Raw genomic sequence first — 17,843 nt, forward strand, 5'->3', positions numbered from 1 at the left:
GCTGCACGGATTAGGCTGCCACCTGCGCGCCGGCTGCGGCAGATTCCTTCGCGAACTGCTGCCTCGAGGTCGCAACGTGCGAGGCCAGCACCGGCCGCAGCACCGCGATTGCCAGGCACGCCGCGGTCAGGTCCATCACCGCCACCGTGTAGAGCACCGTCGACCACGTGCCGGTCGCTTCCATCAGCAGGTTGCCGATCGGCACGAACAGTGCGCCGATGCCCTTGGCGGTGTACAGCACGCCGTAGATCTTGCCGATGTGCTTGGTGCCGAAGGCATCGCCCGCCAGTGCCGAGAACAGCGAGTAGACTTCGCCCCAGGCCAGGAACACCACGCCGGACAGGATCAGGAAGGCATAGGGGTTGCTGCCGAAGTAACCCAGCGCGATGATGCCCAGCCCTTCCAGGGTGAAGGCGATCACCATCGTCTTCTCGCGGCCGATGTTGTCCGAGATCCAGCCGAACAGCGGACGCGAGATACCGTTCATGATGCGGTCAAGCATCAGGGCGAGCGGCAATGCAGCCATCACGAAGAAGTGCAGGTCGACCTTGAATTCCTTCACGCCAAGGTCCTTGGCGATGACGCCGAGCTGGGCCACGGCCATCATGCCGCCGGTAACCACCAGCACGAACATCACCAGCATCAGCCAGAACAGCTTGGTGCACAGCGCTTCCTTGAGGGTGTAGTCGCGCGTGGCCTGGGCCAGCTTCTTCGAGCCACGCACCTCGCCGGTCTTGGGCGAGCGCAGGAACCACGCCGCGACAAAGGCCAGCGACCCTTGCAGCAGGCCGAAGAACAGGAAGGTGTGCTGGAAGCCCTGCGACTCGATCATCGCCGCGATCGGCAGGATGGTCGCCGCCGAGCCCGCGCCATAGCCGCCGGCGGTCAGGCCGACCGCGAGGCCGCGGCGGTCCGGGAACCACTTGAGCGCGTTGTTGATGCAGGTCGCGTAGATGGAGCCCACGCCCAGGCCGCCGACCGCGGCGCCGACATAGAAGCCCATCAGCGTGGTCGCTTGCGAGTTGATGACCCACGCCGTGCCGATAAATAGCGCGCCGAGGGCCACCATCATGCGCGGCCCGAACTTGTCGATGAAGTAGCCTTCGATCGGCGCCAGCCAGGTCTGCACCAGCACGAACACGGTAAAGGCGATCTGGATGCTGGCGCGTGACCAGCCGTAGGTCTCCTGGATCTCAGGCACGAACAGCGTCCAGGCGTACTGGATGTTCGCAGTGGCGATCATGCAGACCACGCCGACCATCAACTGGATCCAGCGCGTGGACTCCGAAGACTGATTGGGGTGCAGGGCCCCTGCCGTTGCGTTACTCATAGCGCGCTCCTTGAACCGTGTGTTTCGGGAAATCCGTGGGGATGGACGAAGGTGGGGACGCCATGCGCGTCAACTTGCAGGTGGCTCCTGGCATTTTCAGTCTCCTGTGTCGTGGGCATTAACTGCCTTTTATCGCGACGCCATATCGACGTCTCCCGCACTCACCTGTTTTCAAACTACGAGATGCGATGGGATACACAGTATGTGATATATCAAGGAAGTACAAGACGACCAGCAACAGGGTTTTCACTAGCCCGCGGATTAATGAGAGATATGGCTGCAAAGCCGGATTCAGGCTATTTACGCATCAGTGAGAAAGCCGCATGAATAAGTGCGCTGAACTCCCGAAAAGCCAATGCTGGAGCGGCTTTGAGGGAAGTGTTGACGACTTGGCCAAATGCATGTCAAATGCTGACCAAGCGCGAAACATTGCGATTTTGTAATGTTTCGGGAAAAATCAGGGTTTTCACCAGACCGAATCAGAAAGCGGGAAAATAAGATTCCCGATTAATATCGACCGCGAATAATTGAGAATAAAAAAAGCCCGCAGGCGTCCCGGCGGGCGGAGTCATGATGCGGGACATCAGCCGCAACATGTCCCGTATTTATAAGCGATTATCCGGAGCAAATAAACAAGGCCGCGCCTAGTGGATTACCCGTTGTCTGTGCCCGATGGCACGAAGGCCTCCCCGCTGCCGCGAAGCCAGGGTCGCGCGCCGGGCGCGGCGTGCCACTGGCAAGCGGCGCCGCCAGGGCCCCGAAGCAGCCTGTCAGCCGAGATGTGCTGGGGTTCGGTGGCCTGGCAAGCGCTGCCAGCTATCCGATCACGCCGGACAAGCTTCTGCCGAAGCGGCCACTGCAGGCTTGACCGGCCGGAGCTGCCATTCGTAGCCCAGCCGCACGCCGGCGATGCCACCGTCGTGTTCGTGATCAATCACCGCCACCTTGGCCTGCTGCAGTACCGAGACCGCCTGGTAGCCGTTCTCGCGCAGCCACGCCAGCTGGCCGATCAGGTGGTCGGTATGCACGTTCAGGTAAGCCTGATCGGGGTCCTTGTCTTCGACGTCGTGGTAGGCCAGCACCACCAGGTGGTTGTTGTCCGGCCAGGGCTGTCCGGCCGCGGCGAGCGGGCGCTGCGCCGGCGGCGTGAACACCGGGATGTCCTTGGCGCAGCCGGCCAGCAGGCATGCGGCCAGAAGGCATGCGACCAGCAGTGGCCAGGGCAGGCGTCGCCGGGCGTGTTGCGGGTATCGCGTCATGGCGGGTTCAGGGTCAGAATCGGTCAGAATCGACAGGTCAGGTCGAACACGACGCGCAGCTCGCGCTCGCGTTGGCCGTCATAGGGAGGGCCGGCTGGTGGCGGTGACGGTGGCGCCCACGTCGAACACGTCGCTGGTGCGGTAGCGCTGGCCGTAGCCGAGCAGCAGGATCGCGCCGGTGCCGAAGCCTTGCTGGCTGTATGTACCGGCACCGGCCAGGAACTGCTGCTCCCAGGCGGTCTCGTAGCGGCGGTACAGCGTGTGCGTGAGCCGGGCCGACGGCAGCACCGTCAGGTCGGCGCTCGGGCTGTAGTACGACACGTCGGTGCGGCTGTTCGCGAACTCCACAGGTCCACCAGCAGGTCGGCCTTCAGGTGCGGCGCGGTGTAGACGCGCTGCACGCCGGAGATGCCGCCTTCGAGCCGGTCATTGCCATCGCTGAAGTGCGATGGCGCCACCGTCAGCATCCACTCGCCGGCCTCGCTGGCGCGCCAGCGTCCGTAGACCCGCACGTTGTTGGCATAGACGCCGTTGAGCAGTGCCTGCAGCGGCGTGGCGGTCGAGCGCATCGCGGCCGAGGCGCCGATGCGCCAGCGGGTCATCCAGGTCATAGTCCAGCGCCACCCGGCCGCCCTGGCGCGCGCCATAGCCATACCCGTGCATGGACAGTTCGGCTTCGAGGGTCAGGTCGCGCACGCGCCGCTGCACGCCGGCGCGGGCCCAGCGGTAGTCGACACGCCCTTCGTCGAAACGCCCGGTGGCATAGCCCACGCCGCCGAAGGCGGCGCCAGTCGTAGTGGATCGGCGGCGTGTAGAGCACCGACTCGATGCCGAAATTGGCGTCGCCCACCACCGGGCTGTCGTTGGCCAGGCCGCGATAGCCTTCGATGCGCAGCTCGGCCTTGTTGTGCCGGCGGTAAACCACTGGCTCGTACTGAACACGTAGCGTCGGCGCCCATTCCCAGGCCCCGGAACGCAGTCAGATTCTGCTGCGGCCAACCCGCCACTTTGTATCGCACTGTATCTGGCGCGGCACCCGACATGAAATATTGCATTCCGGCCGCTGCATGGAAACAAGCGGGATACGCACGGGCGCTCCAATGCAGTCATCGATCCAACCGGAGCCCGACGATGCCCGCCTGCCTTGCCCTGCCTGCCCTTGCCCCGCTGTGCGCCGCGCCGCGCGCCCGCCGGAGCCACCCATGATCGACGCACTGCTTGCCTTCCTCGCCGGCGTGCTGACGATCGCCTCGCCGTGCGTACTGCCGGTGCTGCCGATGCTGCTCGGCGCTTCCCTGGGCAAGTCGGACCGCCTGCGCCCCCTGGCTATCGCGCTGGGGTTCGTCACCGCGTTCTCGGCTTTTGGCATCGCCTTCGGCGCGCTGTCCAGCGCCTTTGCCGATGCCCACGGGTGGGTGCGCAACGCCGCCATCCTGTTCCTGCTGGTGACCGGACTGGCACGGCTGTGGCCCGCCGGGTTCGCGCGGCTGGCGGGTCCGTTCGGCGGCATCGCCGAGCGTCTCGCGGACCGGCTCGGCAGCGTGGGCGGCAGCGGCATGGCCGGCGGCTTTGTGCTGGGCATGTCGCTGGGGGTAGTCTGGACCCCATGCGCCGGGCCGGTGCTGGCCTCGATCCTGGCGCTGGTTGCCAAAGCCCAGGACCTGCAACGCGCCGCCGCACTGCTGGGCATGTATGCGGCCGGCGCGGCCATCCCGATGCTCCTGATCGCCTACGGCGGCCAGTTCGCCACTACCCATGTGCGCCGGCTGGCGCGCCATACCGAGCGGCTGCAGCAAGGCTTCGGTGCGCTGGTTGTGGTCACGGCCGTCGCCATGTACTTCCAGTACGACACCCTCGCCATCGCGTGGCTGACGTCGCTGGTTCCGCTGACCTGATCCACTGGCCGAATCCTTCCGCTGAATCTTTCCCTGACTGTCTGACACGGAGACTGCACCATGCACCGCATCCTGCGCACCCTGCTTGCCGCCACCACCATCTTCGCCGCCACCCACGGCGCTCCCGCTGCCGCCGCGGCGGCGGATTTCGGCAAGGCGCCGGAATTCACCGGCATCGAGAAATGGCTCAACTCCGAGCCGCTGACCCTTGCCGGATTGCGCGGCAAGGTCGTGCTGGTCGATTTCTGGACCTTCGACTGCATCAACTGCATCCGCACCCTGCCCCATGTGCGCCAGTGGTACGACAAATACCGCGACAAGGGGCTGGTGGTGGTCGGCGTGCATACGCCCGAGTTCGGCTACGAAAAGTCCACTGCCAATGTCCAGGCCGCGATCAAGCGCTTCGATATCCGCTACCCGGTGGCGCAGGACAACATGTACGCCACCTGGAATGCCTGGCGCAACCAGTACTGGCCGGCGCTGTATCTCGTCGATGCCAACGGCAATGTCATCTACAAGCACTTCGGCGAAGGCAACTATGCCCAGACCGAAGCGGCCATCCAGAAGGCCTTGGCCGACGCCAGGCCCTGACCCCGGCGGCGCGCGCTCGCGCGCCTGTTGAGAATCGCCCCTCGGGGCGCTCATTGCCGGCTGCCGCTGCGCGCGGCACCGTGCCCGGCTAGCGCCGCTGCGCGCCCGCCGTCGGGGGCAACTTCAGCAGCGGATACGGGTTGATCGCACCCCCGGCGGCATAGATGCCGTAGTGCAGGTGCGGGGGCGTGCCGCGGGCGTTGCCGGTGGTGCCGACGTAGCCAAGCACCGTGCCCGGCGCCACGATATCGCCCGCGCGTATCGCCGCGTAGCCGTCAAGGTGCGCGTAGTAATGCATCTGCCGACCCGGTCCCATCACCCAGACCACCTTGCCGCCGAGCGAATTGGTGCCGACGCGCGAGACGATGCCTTCGGTGGCCGACAGCACCGGCCGGCCGCGCGGCGCGAAGACGTCGATGCCCTCGTGCTTGCGCCCGCCGGAGCGCGCGCCATGCCACGTGTCGCGCAACGCGCGCGCGGCGACGCCTTGCACCGGGACCGGCAGCGCGGTTGGCGCCGGACGGGCCGCCAGCCGCGCAGCGTAGATGGCTCGTTCCAGCTTGGGCTGCAGCCATGGCCAGGCGGCCCACAGGATTGCCGCCGCCACCGCCGGCCCGACCAGGCGACCGAACACACCAGCGAACAGCGGGCGGCGGCGCGGCGCATCGCCGTACCGCTCCGATGCGGGCGATGCGGGCGATGTGGACGGGTCCGGAGCCGCTCCGCGATGGGGATCGAATTGAGGCATATCCGCTTCGACGGCGGCGCGGCTGACAAATTCCGCATGCCGCCATGTGGCGCGCGCGTCGCTGTGCAGTTTGGCTGATGCACACTGGCGAACCATTGCAGGGCGGGCCGGTCATACCTCACCTTATCGACAGCAACGAGGAGAAGGCATGGATTGTCCGGTCTGCCCGCAAACGCAACTGGTGATGTCCGAAAGACAAGGCATCGAAATCGACTATTGCCCGAAATGCCGCGGCGTCTGGCTGGATCGCGGCGAACTCGACAAGATCCTGGAGCGTTCCATCGCCGCGGCGCCCGCGGCACCCTCACCTCAGCCCGTGGCCCCGGCAGCGCAGCCCCAGCAGGGCTACGGCGACCGGGACCGTGGCCATGAATGGGGCCGCCCTCGAGACCATGACCGGGACCGCTACTACGACGAACGCCAGCAGAAGCACTATCGCAAGAAGAGCATCTGGCACGAGCTGTTCGACTGAACGGCGGCTGCGCGCAATGCCGCGCATCACCACGATCGCCGCGCATTGCCCCGAATACACCGGCGATCCCGCTATCCCTTGCGCCGCCGGCGCGCAATCTCCGCCGCCGCGTCGCGCAGTTCCGGCGGCAGCGCGCGGATCTCCGCCGCAAAGAACGCCCGCTCGGCCGCGCGCAGCGCGGGTAACTGCGCTGCCAGCCGCTCCACCGCCGCGCAGGCTTTTGCCGTTGCGCCTTGCTCGTGTGTCAGGTACCAGGCCGACTCCAGCAACAGGTTGGCCAGCTGCAACGGCCCCAGGCTGACATGCCCTGCGTCGTGGTCCTCAAGCGCAAAGGCGGCCACCACAGACCAGCGCACGAAACCCTTGGCCGGAGCAAACGGCGCGTGGAAGGGACGTAGCGCATCAATGGCATCGGCTACGGACATCGGGCGCTGGCGGCGAAAGGCCGCCACGCTTTCCCCTCCCCTGCCCTCGCCGGCATCGCCAGGCGCATCCGGCCCGCAACTGCCGCGCGCGATGCGCAACAGGAAGATCGCGTTCCACGCGGTGCCCCCGCCCACCCCGAAGCGGTCGCAGATCCATTCCGACAACCCCAGCCAGCGCATCGCCTGCCGCTGCACCGCGCCGGCCTCGCGCGCGCGGCCGGGATCGACCAGCCCATGGCGCCAGAACAGCCACAGGCACAGGCCGATATTGGCCGCGGCATGCTGCACGGCGTCGACGGAATCGGCTTCGTAACCGGCTTGCAACGCTGCCGCGAAGGCATCGAGGGCACGCTGCGCCGACAGCGCCGGCGCCACGCTGCCGGCGCTGTCCTTGCCCATCGCACCGGCCTTGTACAGCAGCCCCTCCAGGTTCAGCACCTCGAAGCGCAGGCGGGGGTTGTAGCGCACCGCCAGGGATAGCTCCGGGTCCGCACGCAGCACGGCCAGCCCGGCGCCGGCGCCATCGTGGTCGCCGCGCGTATAGCGGGCCCAGGCGCGCACCACGTGCGCCATCGCCGCGAAGGTCGGCATGGCGGCACCGGGGCTGCCTGCCCGGGACAGCCGGTCAAAGCGGGCCAACGCGGCGCGGCTCTGCTCGAGGCTGCCGCAGCGGCGCCAGGCCAGGCTTTCCTTCAGCAGTGACAACGCCTGCTGGAACGGATCGCCGGCGCTGCGCTGCGCCGCGCGGAACGCTTCGGCCACGGCGGTGCCGTGCGCGCCGGCATAGCCGTCCTGCGCGCTGCGCATGGCCTGCGTCAGTTCGCTCCAGAAGGCCATGTCGCGCATCACGTAGGCCGCGCCGTCCGGCATGCCGGACACTGGCGCCGCCGCGTCGCCAAAGCCCAGCTGCCGCGCCAGCGCCGCCGGCCCCAGCGTGCGGCCGTGCGCGACGAAGCGCAGCCGCCGACCCTGCGCCGCCGTCATCCAGAACGGTCCGCGGCTGCGCTGCGCGGGGTTGGCCGTCGCCGGATCGCGTTGCCGGTCCACGCCCCAGCCCAGCGTCACGCCCCACCGGGCGAAGTCCGCGAAGGCGCGCGATACCAGCATGCGCAGGTTGGCGGCGGCCGGGAAGGCGCTGCGCACGGCCGCCGCTGTCACATCACCGCCGCTGCGCTGCGCATGCCAGGCGCGCGCCAGCAGCCAGACCGACTGGAAGCGGGCGGGCTCGCCATTGACGCGATAGGGGGCGCAGACGTCGACGCAAAGCAAGGCAGCGGACATGGGTTGAAGCAGTAGCGGGCCGGGGGCAGGAGGTGTGTGCAGCGCCGTCATGTTACGCAAGTTACAGCTTGCGCGGTTGGCGTGTTTGGGGCGCTCTCCTATGCTGCGCACCACGGTCCGGGCCCGGATTGCCACCAGAAGATCTCTGTCCAACCCAACACGCTATTGCCATGCCTATCCGAATCTCACGCTTGCTGTCCCCGATGGCCGTCGGACTTGCCCTGCTCGCTTCCGTCCTGCCCGCCACCGCCGCACCACAAGCGGCACCGCTCGATGCGGACGCGCTGTTCCGCCAGGCCGGCACCACTGGCACCATCGTCATCCACGACCTGCGCCGCGATCGCGTGCTGACCTACAACGCTGCGCGCGCGGCCACGCCGTACTCGCCCGCGTCGACCTTCAAGATCATGAACTCGCTGATCGGCCTGGACAGCGGCGCCGTGGCCGACATCGAGCACGACAAGCTGCCGTGGGACGGCAAGGTCTGGCTGGTCGGCGGCAAGGCTGTCCTGCCCGAAGCCTGCAATGCCGACGTGCCGCTGCGCGTGGCCTTCCCCAACTCATGCGTGCCCGCCTACCAGGCGCTGGCGCGACGGGTCGGCAGCTCGGCCTACCAGCGCTACCTGACCGCCTCGCATTACGGCAATGCCGACAGCTCGGGACCGGTCGACCGCTTCTGGCTCAATGGCAACCTGCAGATCTCCGCCTACCAGCAGGTCGATTTCCTCAAGGGGCTGGTGCAGCGCACGCTGCCGTTCTCGCCGGCCGCCTTCGATGGCGTGGACCGGCTGACGGTAATGGAACGCACCGCAGGCTATACGCTGCACGGCAAGACCGGCTGGGCCGATTCCGCGCAGCCAGCGGTGGGATGGCTGGTGGGATGGGTCGAGCGCGGCGGCGACAACTACCTGTTTGCGCTCAATCTCGACCTGCTCAGACCCGAGCACGCCAGGGCGCGGATGGAGATCGCGCGCGCGGCGCTGCGGCAGGCGGGAGCGCTGCCGGATTGATGGGCACCTGACGCGCTACGGCACCGTCCCGCCGAGCTGCCGCAATAGCTTTTTCACGATTTCATCGTGTAGCGCCAGCGCGGCAGCAAGCGTCGGCGCGCCGTAGCTTTCGTTGTCCTCCTCGCCCATGCCAGTCACGCGGGTCACGAACAGCGGCGCGTCGCCTGATGCCTGTGCCAGTCCGCGAAAGCGCGTGGTCACCACGCCGCCGCTGTCCTGCAGCAGCGTGCGGCGGAACACCGGATCGTTTTCGGCCATCCAGCGTTCCCATTCCTCACGTGCCGCCTCCACCGGCCGGTTCTTCAGGTCCAGCACAAAGTAGCGGCTCCAGTGGCCAGTTTCAGTGCGGGCCTTCATCTTTCCCCCCACATTCGGTGGTCCCGTCTCTACGCTAGCCAGCCATGCGCGAGCGCGCAAGCGAAGTGCTCCTTGAGCAGCCTCACTGCTGCGACAACGTTTCGTCCTGCGGGTTTTCCCGCAGTTGAGTTCTGACGCCGAGTATTCTTTAATTCAACATGAATTAATTAATACGCCGACGCCCACCGCGCGTCGGCCAGAGGACGGAGACAACATGACCGCATCCAAGGCAGGCCGTGGCGTGAATTCCGCCAGCTTGCGCCTGTACAACGAACGTGCGCTGCTGTTGGCATTGCGCCGCGCCGGCGAGGCGTCCAAGGCCGATCTGGCGCGGATGGCGCAGCTGACCAACACCGCGGTGGGCAGCATCGTGCAGACCCTGGCCGACGAAGGCCTGGTCGAGCAGGCCGGGCGCCGCACGGAGGGCCAGCGCGGGCAGCCCGCCAGCCTGATCCGGCTCAAGGCCAAAGGCGCCTTCGGCATTGGCGTGAGGCTCGACCGCGGCAGCATCGAGACCGTGATGGTGGACTTTGCCGGCGAACTGCTCGCCAGCCATGCGCATCAGCTGGTCCTGCCCCATCCCGAGCAGGCGCTGGACCTGGTGCGACGCGATATCGAAGCGATGCGCGCCCGGCTCAGCCCTGGCGAGCAGAAGCGGCTGCTGGGAATCGGCGTGGCGCAGCCGTATAACCTCGGCGCCTGGCTGCGCGAGCTCGACGTGCAGGGCGAGGATTTCCAGGCGATTTTCCGCGCCTGGGACGAAGCCGACTTCGCCGCGATGCTCAACGCCGTCACCGGCCTGCCGGTGTTCGGCGAGAACGACGGCACCGCGGCCGCGGTAGCCGAGCTGTTCTACGGGCGCCACCACGCGCAGCATTTCCTCTATGTGTTCCTCGGCCCGGCCATCGGCGGCGGCGTGGTGCTCAACGGCGACTGCGTGCGCGGCGTTTCCGGCAATGCCGGCGATATCGCCATGATGCCGGTGCCGCCCAGCACCCTGCCGTCGGCGCCCGCACCCGCCGGCAGGCGGCGCGACCTGCTGTTGTCGCGCGCCTCGCTCAATGCGCTGACGCGCCACCTGCGCTATCACGGCGTGGCGGTCGACGGCCATGCCGACCTGCAGCGCCAGGCCGAGCTGGGCCACCCGGCGGTGGCGCAATGGATCGACGACTGCGTCGACGCGCTGGCGCCGGCGCTGCAATCGGCGCTGGCGGTGCTGGACGTGCCGCTGGTGATCTTCGACGCAGACATCGACGGCGGGCTGGTGCCGGCCCTGATCGAGCGGCTGCAGCAGGCCCTGAACGACAGCGCCCCTGAAGCGCGCATCCCCGCCAACGTGGTGCGTGGCTGCTTTGGCGCCAACGCCGGTGCGGTCGGCGCTGCGTCGCTGCCGATGTTCATGAACTTCTCGCCGCGTGCCGAACTGCTCAAGGGCGCTTCGGCCATCGTCCCGGAGGCCAGCCATGCCATGGTCTGAACCATCGCGCACCCAGTCCACGCCGCAGCACCCCCATGCCGCCGCCGCTGCCGCGCCGCTGCTGGCGCTGCGCAATATCTCCAAGACGTTTCCCGGCGTGAAGGCGCTCAGCAATGTGCAGCTGACCGTCTACGCGGGCGAAGTCCATGCGCTGATGGGCGAGAACGGCGCCGGCAAGTCGACATTGATGAAGATCCTGTCCGGCGCCTACACCGCCGATCCCGGCGCCGAGTGCCGCATCGCCGGCGAGCCGGTCGCTTTCGGCGGCCCGGCCGCCGCACGCGAGCATGGCATCGCGGTGATCTACCAGGAGCTGAGCCTGGCGCCGAACCTGAGCGTGGCCGAGAACATCTACCTCGGCCGGCATCTGCACCGCCATGGCATGGTCGACCGCGCCGCGATGGCCAGCGCGTGCGAAGCCACGCTGGCACGGCTCGGCGCCGACTTCACGGCGGTCACGCCGGTGCACACGCTGTCGATCGCGCAGCGCCAGCTGGTCGAGATTGCGCGCGCGGTGCATTTCGAGACGCGCATCCTGGTGATGGACGAGCCCACCACGCCGCTGTCCACGCGCGAGACCGACCGGCTGTTCGCGCTGATCCGCCAGTTGCGTGCCGAAGGCATGGCGATCATCTATATCAGCCATCGCATGGCCGAGATCGACGAGCTGGCCGATCGCGTCACGGTGCTGCGCGACGGCTGCTTCGTCGGCACGCTGGAGCGCGACAACCTGACCCAGGCCGCGCTGGTCAAAATGATGGTGGGCCGCGACCTGTCCGGTTTCTACACCAAGACCCATGGCGAGGCTCGCCAGGGCGAGATCATGCTGTCGGTGCGCAATATGTCAGATGGCCGGCGCGTGCTGCCGTGCAGCTTCGACCTGCGCGCCGGCGAAGTACTGGGGCTGGCCGGCCTGGTCGGCGCCGGCCGTACCGAGCTGGCGCGGCTGATCTTCGGCGCCGATGCGCGCAGCGGCGGTGCGGTGTTCGTCGCCGGCACGCCGCTGGCAATTTCGAGCCCGCGCCAGGCCATCGACGCCGGCATCGCCTACCTGACCGAGGACCGCAAGCTGCAGGGACTGTTCCTGGACCAGAGCGTGCACGAGAACATCAATCTGATCGTGGCGGCCCGCGACGCGCTGCGCGGCGGCCGGCTCAACCGCGCCAGCGCCCGCCAGCGCACCACGCAGGCGATCCGCTCGCTCGCAATCCGCGTGGCACACCCGCAGGTCAACGTGGGCGCGCTATCGGGGGGCAACCAGCAGAAGGTGATGCTGTCGCGGCTGCTGGAAACGCGGCCGCGCGTGCTGATCCTGGATGAGCCGACGCGCGGCGTAGATATCGGCGCCAAGGCGGAAATCTACCGGCTGGTGGACGAGCTGGCCCGTTCTGGCGTCGCGGTGCTGCTGATTTCCAGCGAGTTGCCGGAGGTGGTCGGCCTGTGCGACCGAGTGCTGGTGATGCGAGAAGGCGAGCTGGTCGGCGAAGTGGCCGGCTGTGCCGATGCGGCAGGAATGCAGGAGCGGATCATCGCGCTGGCGACGGGCGCGGGTGGGGACATTCAACACACCACACTGCATTGATGATGCATGCGGCTTGCGCCCCGCTCCCGCAAGCGGGAGAGGGGCGCAAGCAATCAGCTTGACATCGCCACCGCCACCGCCACCGCCAGCAAATAAAACGCAGTACGCAAGTCGGCCCACGCAGGCACGACATTCCGAAAAGGAGACACCATGCGCAACCCCTTCCACCCCACCGCCCACGCCACTGCCGCGGCCGCCCCATCCACCGGCCCCGCCCTGCCCGGCGCGGCCGGCCGCGCGACCACGCAGGAACGCCTGCGCGCGCTCGGCATGCTGCCGGTGCTGGTGCTGCTCTGCTTCGGCTTCACGCTGCTGACCGACAACTTCGCCAGCCTGCAGAACCTGTCGATCATCGCGCAGCAGGCGTCGATCAACCTGGTGCTGGCGGCGGGCATGACCTTTGTGATCCTGACCGGCGGCATCGACCTGTCGGTGGGCTCGATCCTGTCGGTGTCCGCGGTGGTGGCGATGCTGGTATCGCTGATACCGCAGCTGGCGGCGCTGAGCGTGCCGGCGGCGCTGCTGTGCGGGCTGCTGTTCGGCCTGGTCAACGGCGCGCTGATCGCATTCATGAAGCTGCCCCCGTTCATCGTCACGCTGGGCAGCCTGACCGCGGTGCGCGGCCTGGCCCGGCTGGTGGGCAATGACAGCACCGTCTACAACCCCGACATCTCCTTTGCCTTCATCGGCAACGGCGACCTGCTGGGCGTGCCCTGGCTGGTGGTGATCGCGGCGGCGGTGGTGGCGGTGTCGTGGCTGGTGCTGCGCCGCACGGTGCTGGGCCTGCAGATCTACGCAGTCGGCGGCAATGCCGAGGCGGCGCGGCTGTCAGGAATCAAGGTCTGGGTGGTGCTGCTGTTCGTCTATGCCGTGTCCGGGCTGCTGTCGGGACTGGGCGGCGTCATGTCGGCGTCGCGGCTGTACGCGGCCAACGGCCTGCAGCTGGGCCAGTCCTATGAGCTCGATGCCATCGCCGCGGTGATCCTGGGCGGCACCAGCTTCGTCGGCGGGGTCGGTTCGATCGCCGGCACGCTGGTGGGCGCGCTGATTATCGCGGTGCTGTCCAACGGGCTGATCCTGCTGGGTGTGTCGGATATCTGGCAATACATCATCAAGGGGCTGGTCATCATCGGCGCGGTGGCGCTGGACCGCTACCGGCAGAAGGGCTCGGCGCGGACCTGAGCCACGCACTGACAGGAGACAGATCGATGATCAAGCCCTTTCCCTTGCTCCGTGCGCTGGCGGCGATCGCATTGGCCGCGCTCTGCACACTGCCGGCCGCCGCGCAGGCACCCTCGCAGCCCGGCGCACCAGCCCCGCAGCGCCAGCTCAAAAAGGTCGGCGTAACGCTGGGCTCGCTCGGCAACCCGTACTTTGTCGCGCTGGCGCGCGGCGCCGAAGCCGCGGCCCGTCAGGTCAACCCCGAGGTCAAGGTCACCGTGCTGTCGGCGGACTATGACCTGAACAAGCAGTTCACCCATATCGACAGCTTTATCGTCGCCAAGGTCGACCTGATCCTGATCAACGCGGCGGACGCGCGCGCCATCGAGCCAGCGGTGCGCAAGGCGCGCAAGGCCGGCATCGTGGTGGTCGCCGTCGACGTGGCCGCCGCCGGCGCCGATGCCACGGTGCAGACCGACAACACCCAGGCGGGCGAGCTGGCGTGCGGCTTTATCGCCGAGCGGCTCAAGGGGCGCGGCAACGTGATCATCCAGAACGGGCCGCCGGTGTCGGCCGTGCTCGATCGCGTCAAGGGCTGCAAGGCCGTGCTGGCGCGGCACCCTGACATCCGCATCCTGTCCGACGACCAGGACGCCAAGGGCTCGCGCGAAGGCGGGCTGAACGTGATGCAGCTGTACCTGACGCGCTTTCCCAAGGTCGACGCGGTCTTCACCATCAACGACCCGCAGGCCGTGGGCGCAGACCTGGCCGCGCGCCAGCTCAACCGCCGGGGCATCCTGATCGCTTCGGTCGACGGCGCGCCCGATATCGAAGCCGCGCTGAAGGCCGATACGCTGGTGCAGGCTTCGGCCAGCCAGGACCCGTGGGCAATCGCCCGTACCGCGGTGCAGTTGGGCGTCGGCATGATGAATGGCCAGCGTCCCGCCCCCCCGACCGTGCTGCTGCCGTCGACGCTGGTGACGCGCGCCAACGTCGGCCAGTACAAGGGCTGGGCCACGCCGCGATAAGCGGCAGGCCCGCCACCTTTCCAACCCCTTAGCCGAACGTACCGTTACTTCACGACATGATGGACAGCCTTTCCGCCGCGGCTCCGGCCGCTGCCCACGCGCCCGAATTCGACTTCGTCCTGTTCGGCGCCACCGGCGACCTGGCGCGGCGCAAGCTGCTGCCGGCGCTGTTCGACGCGCACGCCGCCGGCGCGCTGCACCCGCGCGGGCGCATCCTGGCGCTGGGCAGCCAGCCGCTGTCGCACGACGCCTACGTGGCCATGCTGAACGACGAGGTGCTGCCGGCGCTGGCCGGCAATGCGTCAGCGTGGCAAGGCTTCCTGGAGCGCATCGTCTATCTGCAGGTCGATGCCAACGCCGATGCCGGCTTCGACGCGCTGGCCGAACTGATCAACGCCCGCGCCGCACCGGTGGTGGTGTGCTACCTGGCGACCGCGCCGCATCTGTTCGCCACCATCTGCGCGCAACTGGCGCGCGTGGGGCTGGCCGGCGAGCGCAGCCGGGTGGTACTGGAAAAGCCGCTCGGCCATGACCTGGCCTCGTCCGAAGCCATCAATGCCGAAGTGGCGCGGCATTTCGCCGAAGACCGGATCTACCGCATCGACCACTACCTCGGCAAGGAGTCGGTGCAGAACCTGATGGCGATGCGCTTCGGCAACGTGCTGTTCGAGCCGCTGTGGCGGCGCGAATGGGTGCGGCAGGTACAGATCACCATTGCCGAGGAGCTGGGCGTGGAGCGCCGCGGCGGCTTCTACGACGGCATCGGCGCGCTGCGCGACATGGTGCAGAACCACCTGCTGCAGCTGCTGTGCATGGTGGCGATGGAGCCGCCCACCAGCCTGTCGGAAGACGCCATCCGCGACGAGAAGCTCAAGATCCTGAAGGCGCTGCGTCCGATCCGCACCGAGGACGTGGCCGAGAAAGTGGTGCGCGGCCAGTATTGCCGTGGCGCCGCGGGCGGCAACCCGGTGCCCGGCTACGCCAGCGAGCCCGGCATCGCCCCCGACAGCCGCACCGAAACTTTCGTCGCCATCCGCGCCGAGATCGCCAACTGGCGCTGGGCCGGCGTGCCGTTCTACCTGCGCACCGGCAAGCGCATGCAGTCGCGCGTGGCGGAGATCGTGATCCATTTCCACGACGTGCCATACCCGCTGTTCCCGCATCCGCTGGGCACGATGGCGGGCAACCGGCTGGTGATCACCCTGCAGCCGGAAGAAAGCATCCGCCTCTACTTCCTGACCAAGCAGCCGGGCGACACGCAGGCGCTGCTGCCCGCCTCGCTCGACCTGCAGCTGACCAGCGCGGCGCCGCGCGTGCGGCGCGTGGGGGCCTATGAGCGGCTGCTGCTCGACGTGATCCGCGGCCGGCTGGGCCTGTTTGTGCGCCGCGATGAGCAGGTGCAGGCCTGGCGCTGGGTCGCGACGATCCTGAAGGCGTGGGAGAACACCACCGCGCCGCCCAAGCCATACACCGCCGGCACCTGGGGACCGGCGGCCTCCAGCGCCCTGCTGTCGCGCGACGGCCAGGCCTGGCACGAAGAAATGTAGGAGCCATCGACATGACCACCACCCTTCCCGCCTGGCAAGCGCTGCGCGCCCATGCCGAAACGATGCACCACGCCCATATGCGCGACTGGTTCGACGGCCCGCATGGCCTGGCGCGTGCCGACCGCTTCATCGCCGAGGCCTGCGGCCTGACGCTCGACTACGCCAAGAACCGGATCACCGGCGAGACGCTGCAACTGCTGCTCGACCTGGCGGCACAGGCACGCGTGTGCGAGCGGCGCGATGCCATGTTTGCCGGCGAGCCGGTCAATACCACCGAGCGCCGCGCCGCGCTGCATGTCGCGCTGCGCGCTTACCCGGAGGACGGCTACCGCGCGCTTGGCGTGCCGGTTGGCGGTGACGTCGCCGCGGTGCTGGGCCAGATGGAACGATTTGCCGATGCCGTGCGCAGCGGTGCGTGGACCGGCTTTGACGGCCGCGCGATCACCGACGTGGTCAACATCGGCATCGGCGGCTCTGACCTGGGGCCGCGCATGGTGTGCCGTGCGCTGGCGGGTGCCGACAGTGCCGACAACGCCGGGCCGCGCATGCATTTCGTCGCCAATGTCGACGGCAGCGACCTGGCGCGCACGCTGGCGCCGCTGGACGCCGCCACCACGCTGGTGATCGTCTGCTCCAAGACCTTCACCACGCTGGAAACCATGGCCAACGCCGGCACCGCGCGCGACTGGTTCGTGCAGCAGGGTGCGTCGCGCGCGGACCTGGCGCGCCATTTCGTGGCGGTCTCGACCAACCGCGACGCGGTGGCCGCGTTCGGCATCGATCCCGCCAATATGTTCCCGTTCTGGGACTGGGTGGGGGGTCGCTTTTCGCTGTGGTCGGCGGTGGGCCTGTCGATCGCGGTGGCAGTGGGCTTCGCGCGCTTCCGCGAACTGCTCGACGGCGCGCGCGCGATGGACCTGCATTTCGCCAGCGCACCGGCAGCGCAGAACCTGCCGATGCTGCTGGGGCTGCTCGATGTCTGGTATCGCAGCTTCCTCGGCGCCGGCAGCCGCTGCGTGGCCCCCTACTGCGAACCGCTGGAACTGTTGCCCGCTTTCCTGCAGCAGCTGGAGATGGAAAGCAATGGCAAGTCGGTGCGGCTCGACGGCGGCAGCATCCAGGCAGGCTCGGCCCCGGTGGTGTGGGGCACGACCGGCACCAACGGCCAGCACGCCTATTTCCAGATGATGCACCAGGGCTCGCAGCTGGTTCCGGTGGACTTCATTGCCACGCTGGAGCCGGTCAGCGACCTGCCCGGGCACCATACCAAGCTGCTGGCCAACTGCTTCGCCCAGGGCGAGGCGCTGCTGCGCGGCCGCACCGCGGAAGAAGTGCGGTCAGAAGGCGTCAGCGATGAAGCGCTGGTGCCGCACCTGGTATTCGAAGGCAACCGGCCCAGCAATACGTTGCTGCTGCGGCGGCTGGATCCGTGGCACCTTGGTGCGCTGCTCGCCTTGGCCGAGCACCGGACCTTCGTGCAGGGTGCGCTGTGGCAGATCAATTCATTCGACCAGTGGGGCGTGGAACTGGGCAAGAAGCTGGCCGCACCGATCCAGCGCGAGCTCGAAGGCACGGCGGCGGCGGCCCCGCACGATGCCTCCACCGCCGCACTGATCCGCCGCGCGCAGGCCGCCCAGGCCCCGCAAGGCACCGCGGCCTGAGCTTTTCGCCGGAGATACC

17 protein-coding genes and 1 pseudogene are annotated in these 17,843 nt (G+C 68.1%); 10 read left to right on the plus strand and 8 right to left on the minus strand.

Annotated features, from left to right (window positions below):
• Nucleotides 1-10: 10 nt before the first annotated feature.
• The 5 genes and pseudogenes from oxlT to J8I82_RS39570 form a co-directional block, all read right to left on the minus strand.
• Nucleotides 11-1,330 carry an oxalate/formate MFS antiporter gene (gene oxlT, locus J8I82_RS06095; protein WP_209755354.1) on the minus strand — a complete coding sequence of 440 codons (1,320 nt, stop codon included), beginning with the start codon at nucleotides 1,328-1,330 and terminating at the stop codon, nucleotides 11-13.
• A gap of 824 nt (nucleotides 1,331-2,154) precedes the next feature.
• Nucleotides 2,155-2,589: a hypothetical protein gene (locus J8I82_RS06100; RefSeq protein WP_336620892.1), complete on the minus strand. Its 435-nt coding sequence runs from the start codon at nucleotides 2,587-2,589 to the stop codon at nucleotides 2,155-2,157.
• 78 nt (nucleotides 2,590-2,667) lie between these two features.
• Nucleotides 2,668-3,128: pseudogene (locus J8I82_RS39560) on the minus strand (hypothetical protein).
• Complete coding sequence (locus J8I82_RS39565) at nucleotides 3,016-3,297, minus strand: hypothetical protein (protein WP_431831532.1); 282 nt, start codon at nucleotides 3,295-3,297, stop codon at nucleotides 3,016-3,018. Before J8I82_RS39565 ends, J8I82_RS39560 begins: the two are co-directional and overlap by 113 nt.
• On the minus strand, nucleotides 3,197-3,514 hold the full coding sequence (locus J8I82_RS39570; RefSeq protein ID WP_431831526.1) for a hypothetical protein: 318 nt from the start codon (nucleotides 3,512-3,514) through the stop codon (nucleotides 3,197-3,199). The genes J8I82_RS39565 and J8I82_RS39570 overlap by 101 nt, the downstream gene beginning before the upstream one ends.
• 277 nt (nucleotides 3,515-3,791) lie before the next feature.
• On the opposite strand from J8I82_RS39570, the gene J8I82_RS06115 reads away from it, so the two are divergent.
• A complete protein-coding gene (locus J8I82_RS06115; protein ID WP_209755360.1) occupies nucleotides 3,792-4,484 on the plus strand; it encodes a cytochrome c biogenesis CcdA family protein in 693 nt (230 codons plus the stop codon).
• Nucleotides 4,485-4,544: 60 nt separating this feature from the next.
• Nucleotides 4,545-5,075, plus strand: coding sequence for a thioredoxin family protein (locus J8I82_RS06120; protein WP_209755361.1), 531 nt, complete (start codon nucleotides 4,545-4,547; stop codon nucleotides 5,073-5,075).
• A gap of 88 nt (nucleotides 5,076-5,163) precedes the next feature.
• On the opposite strand, the gene J8I82_RS06125 is transcribed toward J8I82_RS06120, so the two are convergent.
• The gene (locus tag J8I82_RS06125; protein WP_284183024.1) at nucleotides 5,164-5,670 is read right to left on the minus strand and encodes a M23 family metallopeptidase; all 507 of its coding nucleotides are present in this window, start codon (nucleotides 5,668-5,670) and stop codon (nucleotides 5,164-5,166) included.
• Between the two features lie 301 nt (nucleotides 5,671-5,971).
• Here J8I82_RS06125 and J8I82_RS06130 point away from each other — a divergent pair, with 301 nt between their 5' ends.
• Nucleotides 5,972-6,295, plus strand: a complete 324-nt coding sequence (locus J8I82_RS06130; protein ID WP_209755365.1) for a TFIIB-type zinc ribbon-containing protein — start codon at nucleotides 5,972-5,974, stop codon at nucleotides 6,293-6,295.
• 71 nt (nucleotides 6,296-6,366) lie between these two features.
• Here the strand turns inward: J8I82_RS06130 and J8I82_RS06135 are convergent, their stop codons facing one another.
• Nucleotides 6,367-8,001, minus strand: a complete 1,635-nt coding sequence (locus J8I82_RS06135) for a hypothetical protein (RefSeq protein ID WP_209755366.1) — start codon at nucleotides 7,999-8,001, stop codon at nucleotides 6,367-6,369.
• Between the two features lie 170 nt (nucleotides 8,002-8,171).
• On the opposite strand from J8I82_RS06135, the gene blaOXA reads away from it, so the two are divergent.
• The gene (blaOXA, locus tag J8I82_RS06140; RefSeq protein WP_209755367.1) at nucleotides 8,172-9,011 is read left to right on the plus strand and encodes an OXA-1206 family carbapenem-hydrolyzing class D beta-lactamase; all 840 of its coding nucleotides are present in this window, start codon (nucleotides 8,172-8,174) and stop codon (nucleotides 9,009-9,011) included.
• Between the two features lie 15 nt (nucleotides 9,012-9,026).
• Here the strand turns inward: blaOXA and J8I82_RS06145 are convergent, their stop codons facing one another.
• Nucleotides 9,027-9,368, minus strand: a complete 342-nt coding sequence (locus J8I82_RS06145; protein ID WP_209755368.1) for a hypothetical protein — start codon at nucleotides 9,366-9,368, stop codon at nucleotides 9,027-9,029.
• Nucleotides 9,369-9,582: 214 nt separating this feature from the next.
• On the opposite strand from J8I82_RS06145, the gene J8I82_RS06150 reads away from it, so the two are divergent.
• From J8I82_RS06150 to pgi, 6 genes are all read left to right on the plus strand, one after another.
• Nucleotides 9,583-10,845 carry an ROK family protein gene (locus J8I82_RS06150; RefSeq protein ID WP_209755369.1) on the plus strand — a complete coding sequence of 421 codons (1,263 nt, stop codon included), beginning with the start codon at nucleotides 9,583-9,585 and terminating at the stop codon, nucleotides 10,843-10,845.
• Nucleotides 10,832-12,427 carry a sugar ABC transporter ATP-binding protein gene (locus tag J8I82_RS06155; protein WP_245179470.1) on the plus strand — a complete coding sequence of 532 codons (1,596 nt, stop codon included), beginning with the start codon at nucleotides 10,832-10,834 and terminating at the stop codon, nucleotides 12,425-12,427. Before J8I82_RS06150 ends, J8I82_RS06155 begins: the two co-directional genes overlap by 14 nt.
• Before the next feature lie 150 nt (nucleotides 12,428-12,577).
• Nucleotides 12,578-13,609 carry an ABC transporter permease subunit gene (locus tag J8I82_RS06160; RefSeq protein ID WP_209755370.1) on the plus strand — a complete coding sequence of 344 codons (1,032 nt, stop codon included), beginning with the start codon at nucleotides 12,578-12,580 and terminating at the stop codon, nucleotides 13,607-13,609.
• Between the two features lie 26 nt (nucleotides 13,610-13,635).
• Nucleotides 13,636-14,616 (plus strand): ABC transporter substrate-binding protein, encoded by a 981-nt coding sequence (locus tag J8I82_RS06165; protein WP_209755371.1) that lies wholly within the window; start codon nucleotides 13,636-13,638, stop codon nucleotides 14,614-14,616.
• A gap of 56 nt (nucleotides 14,617-14,672) precedes the next feature.
• Entirely contained in the window at nucleotides 14,673-16,163 is a 1,491-nt protein-coding gene (zwf, locus tag J8I82_RS06170) for a glucose-6-phosphate dehydrogenase (RefSeq protein WP_431831527.1), read from the plus strand.
• Between the two features lie 11 nt (nucleotides 16,164-16,174).
• Nucleotides 16,175-17,824 (plus strand): glucose-6-phosphate isomerase, encoded by a 1,650-nt coding sequence (gene pgi / locus J8I82_RS06175; protein ID WP_209755373.1) that lies wholly within the window; start codon nucleotides 16,175-16,177, stop codon nucleotides 17,822-17,824.
• Nucleotides 17,825-17,843 lie beyond the last annotated feature (19 nt).

Source organism: Cupriavidus consociatus (assembly GCF_017814975.1).
Lineage (GTDB): Bacteria > Pseudomonadota > Gammaproteobacteria > Burkholderiales > Burkholderiaceae > Cupriavidus > Cupriavidus consociatus.

Bases quoted from the DNA above. Each gene is read 5' to 3' on its own strand.
- J8I82_RS06150 (WP_209755369.1), top strand. From the start codon at position 9,583: ATGACCGCATCCAAGGCAGGCCGTGGCGTGAATTCCGCCAGCTTGCGC.
- J8I82_RS06135 (WP_209755366.1), bottom strand. From the start codon at position 8,001: ATGTCCGCTGCCTTGCTTTGCGTCGACGTCTGCGCCCCCTATCGCGTC.
- J8I82_RS06160 (WP_209755370.1), top strand. From the start codon at position 12,578: ATGCGCAACCCCTTCCACCCCACCGCCCACGCCACTGCCGCGGCCGCC.
- J8I82_RS06130 (WP_209755365.1), top strand. From the start codon at position 5,972: ATGGATTGTCCGGTCTGCCCGCAAACGCAACTGGTGATGTCCGAAAGA.
- J8I82_RS06120 (WP_209755361.1), top strand. From the start codon at position 4,545: ATGCACCGCATCCTGCGCACCCTGCTTGCCGCCACCACCATCTTCGCC.
- J8I82_RS06100 (WP_336620892.1), bottom strand. From the start codon at position 2,589: ATGACGCGATACCCGCAACACGCCCGGCGACGCCTGCCCTGGCCACTG.
- oxlT (WP_209755354.1), bottom strand. From the start codon at position 1,330: ATGAGTAACGCAACGGCAGGGGCCCTGCACCCCAATCAGTCTTCGGAG.
- pgi (WP_209755373.1), top strand. From the start codon at position 16,175: ATGACCACCACCCTTCCCGCCTGGCAAGCGCTGCGCGCCCATGCCGAA.
- J8I82_RS06165 (WP_209755371.1), top strand. From the start codon at position 13,636: ATGATCAAGCCCTTTCCCTTGCTCCGTGCGCTGGCGGCGATCGCATTG.
- J8I82_RS06145 (WP_209755368.1), bottom strand. From the start codon at position 9,368: ATGAAGGCCCGCACTGAAACTGGCCACTGGAGCCGCTACTTTGTGCTG.
- zwf (WP_431831527.1), top strand. From the start codon at position 14,673: ATGATGGACAGCCTTTCCGCCGCGGCTCCGGCCGCTGCCCACGCGCCC.
- J8I82_RS06115 (WP_209755360.1), top strand. From the start codon at position 3,792: ATGATCGACGCACTGCTTGCCTTCCTCGCCGGCGTGCTGACGATCGCC.
- J8I82_RS06155 (WP_245179470.1), top strand. From the start codon at position 10,832: ATGCCATGGTCTGAACCATCGCGCACCCAGTCCACGCCGCAGCACCCC.
- blaOXA (WP_209755367.1), top strand. From the start codon at position 8,172: ATGCCTATCCGAATCTCACGCTTGCTGTCCCCGATGGCCGTCGGACTT.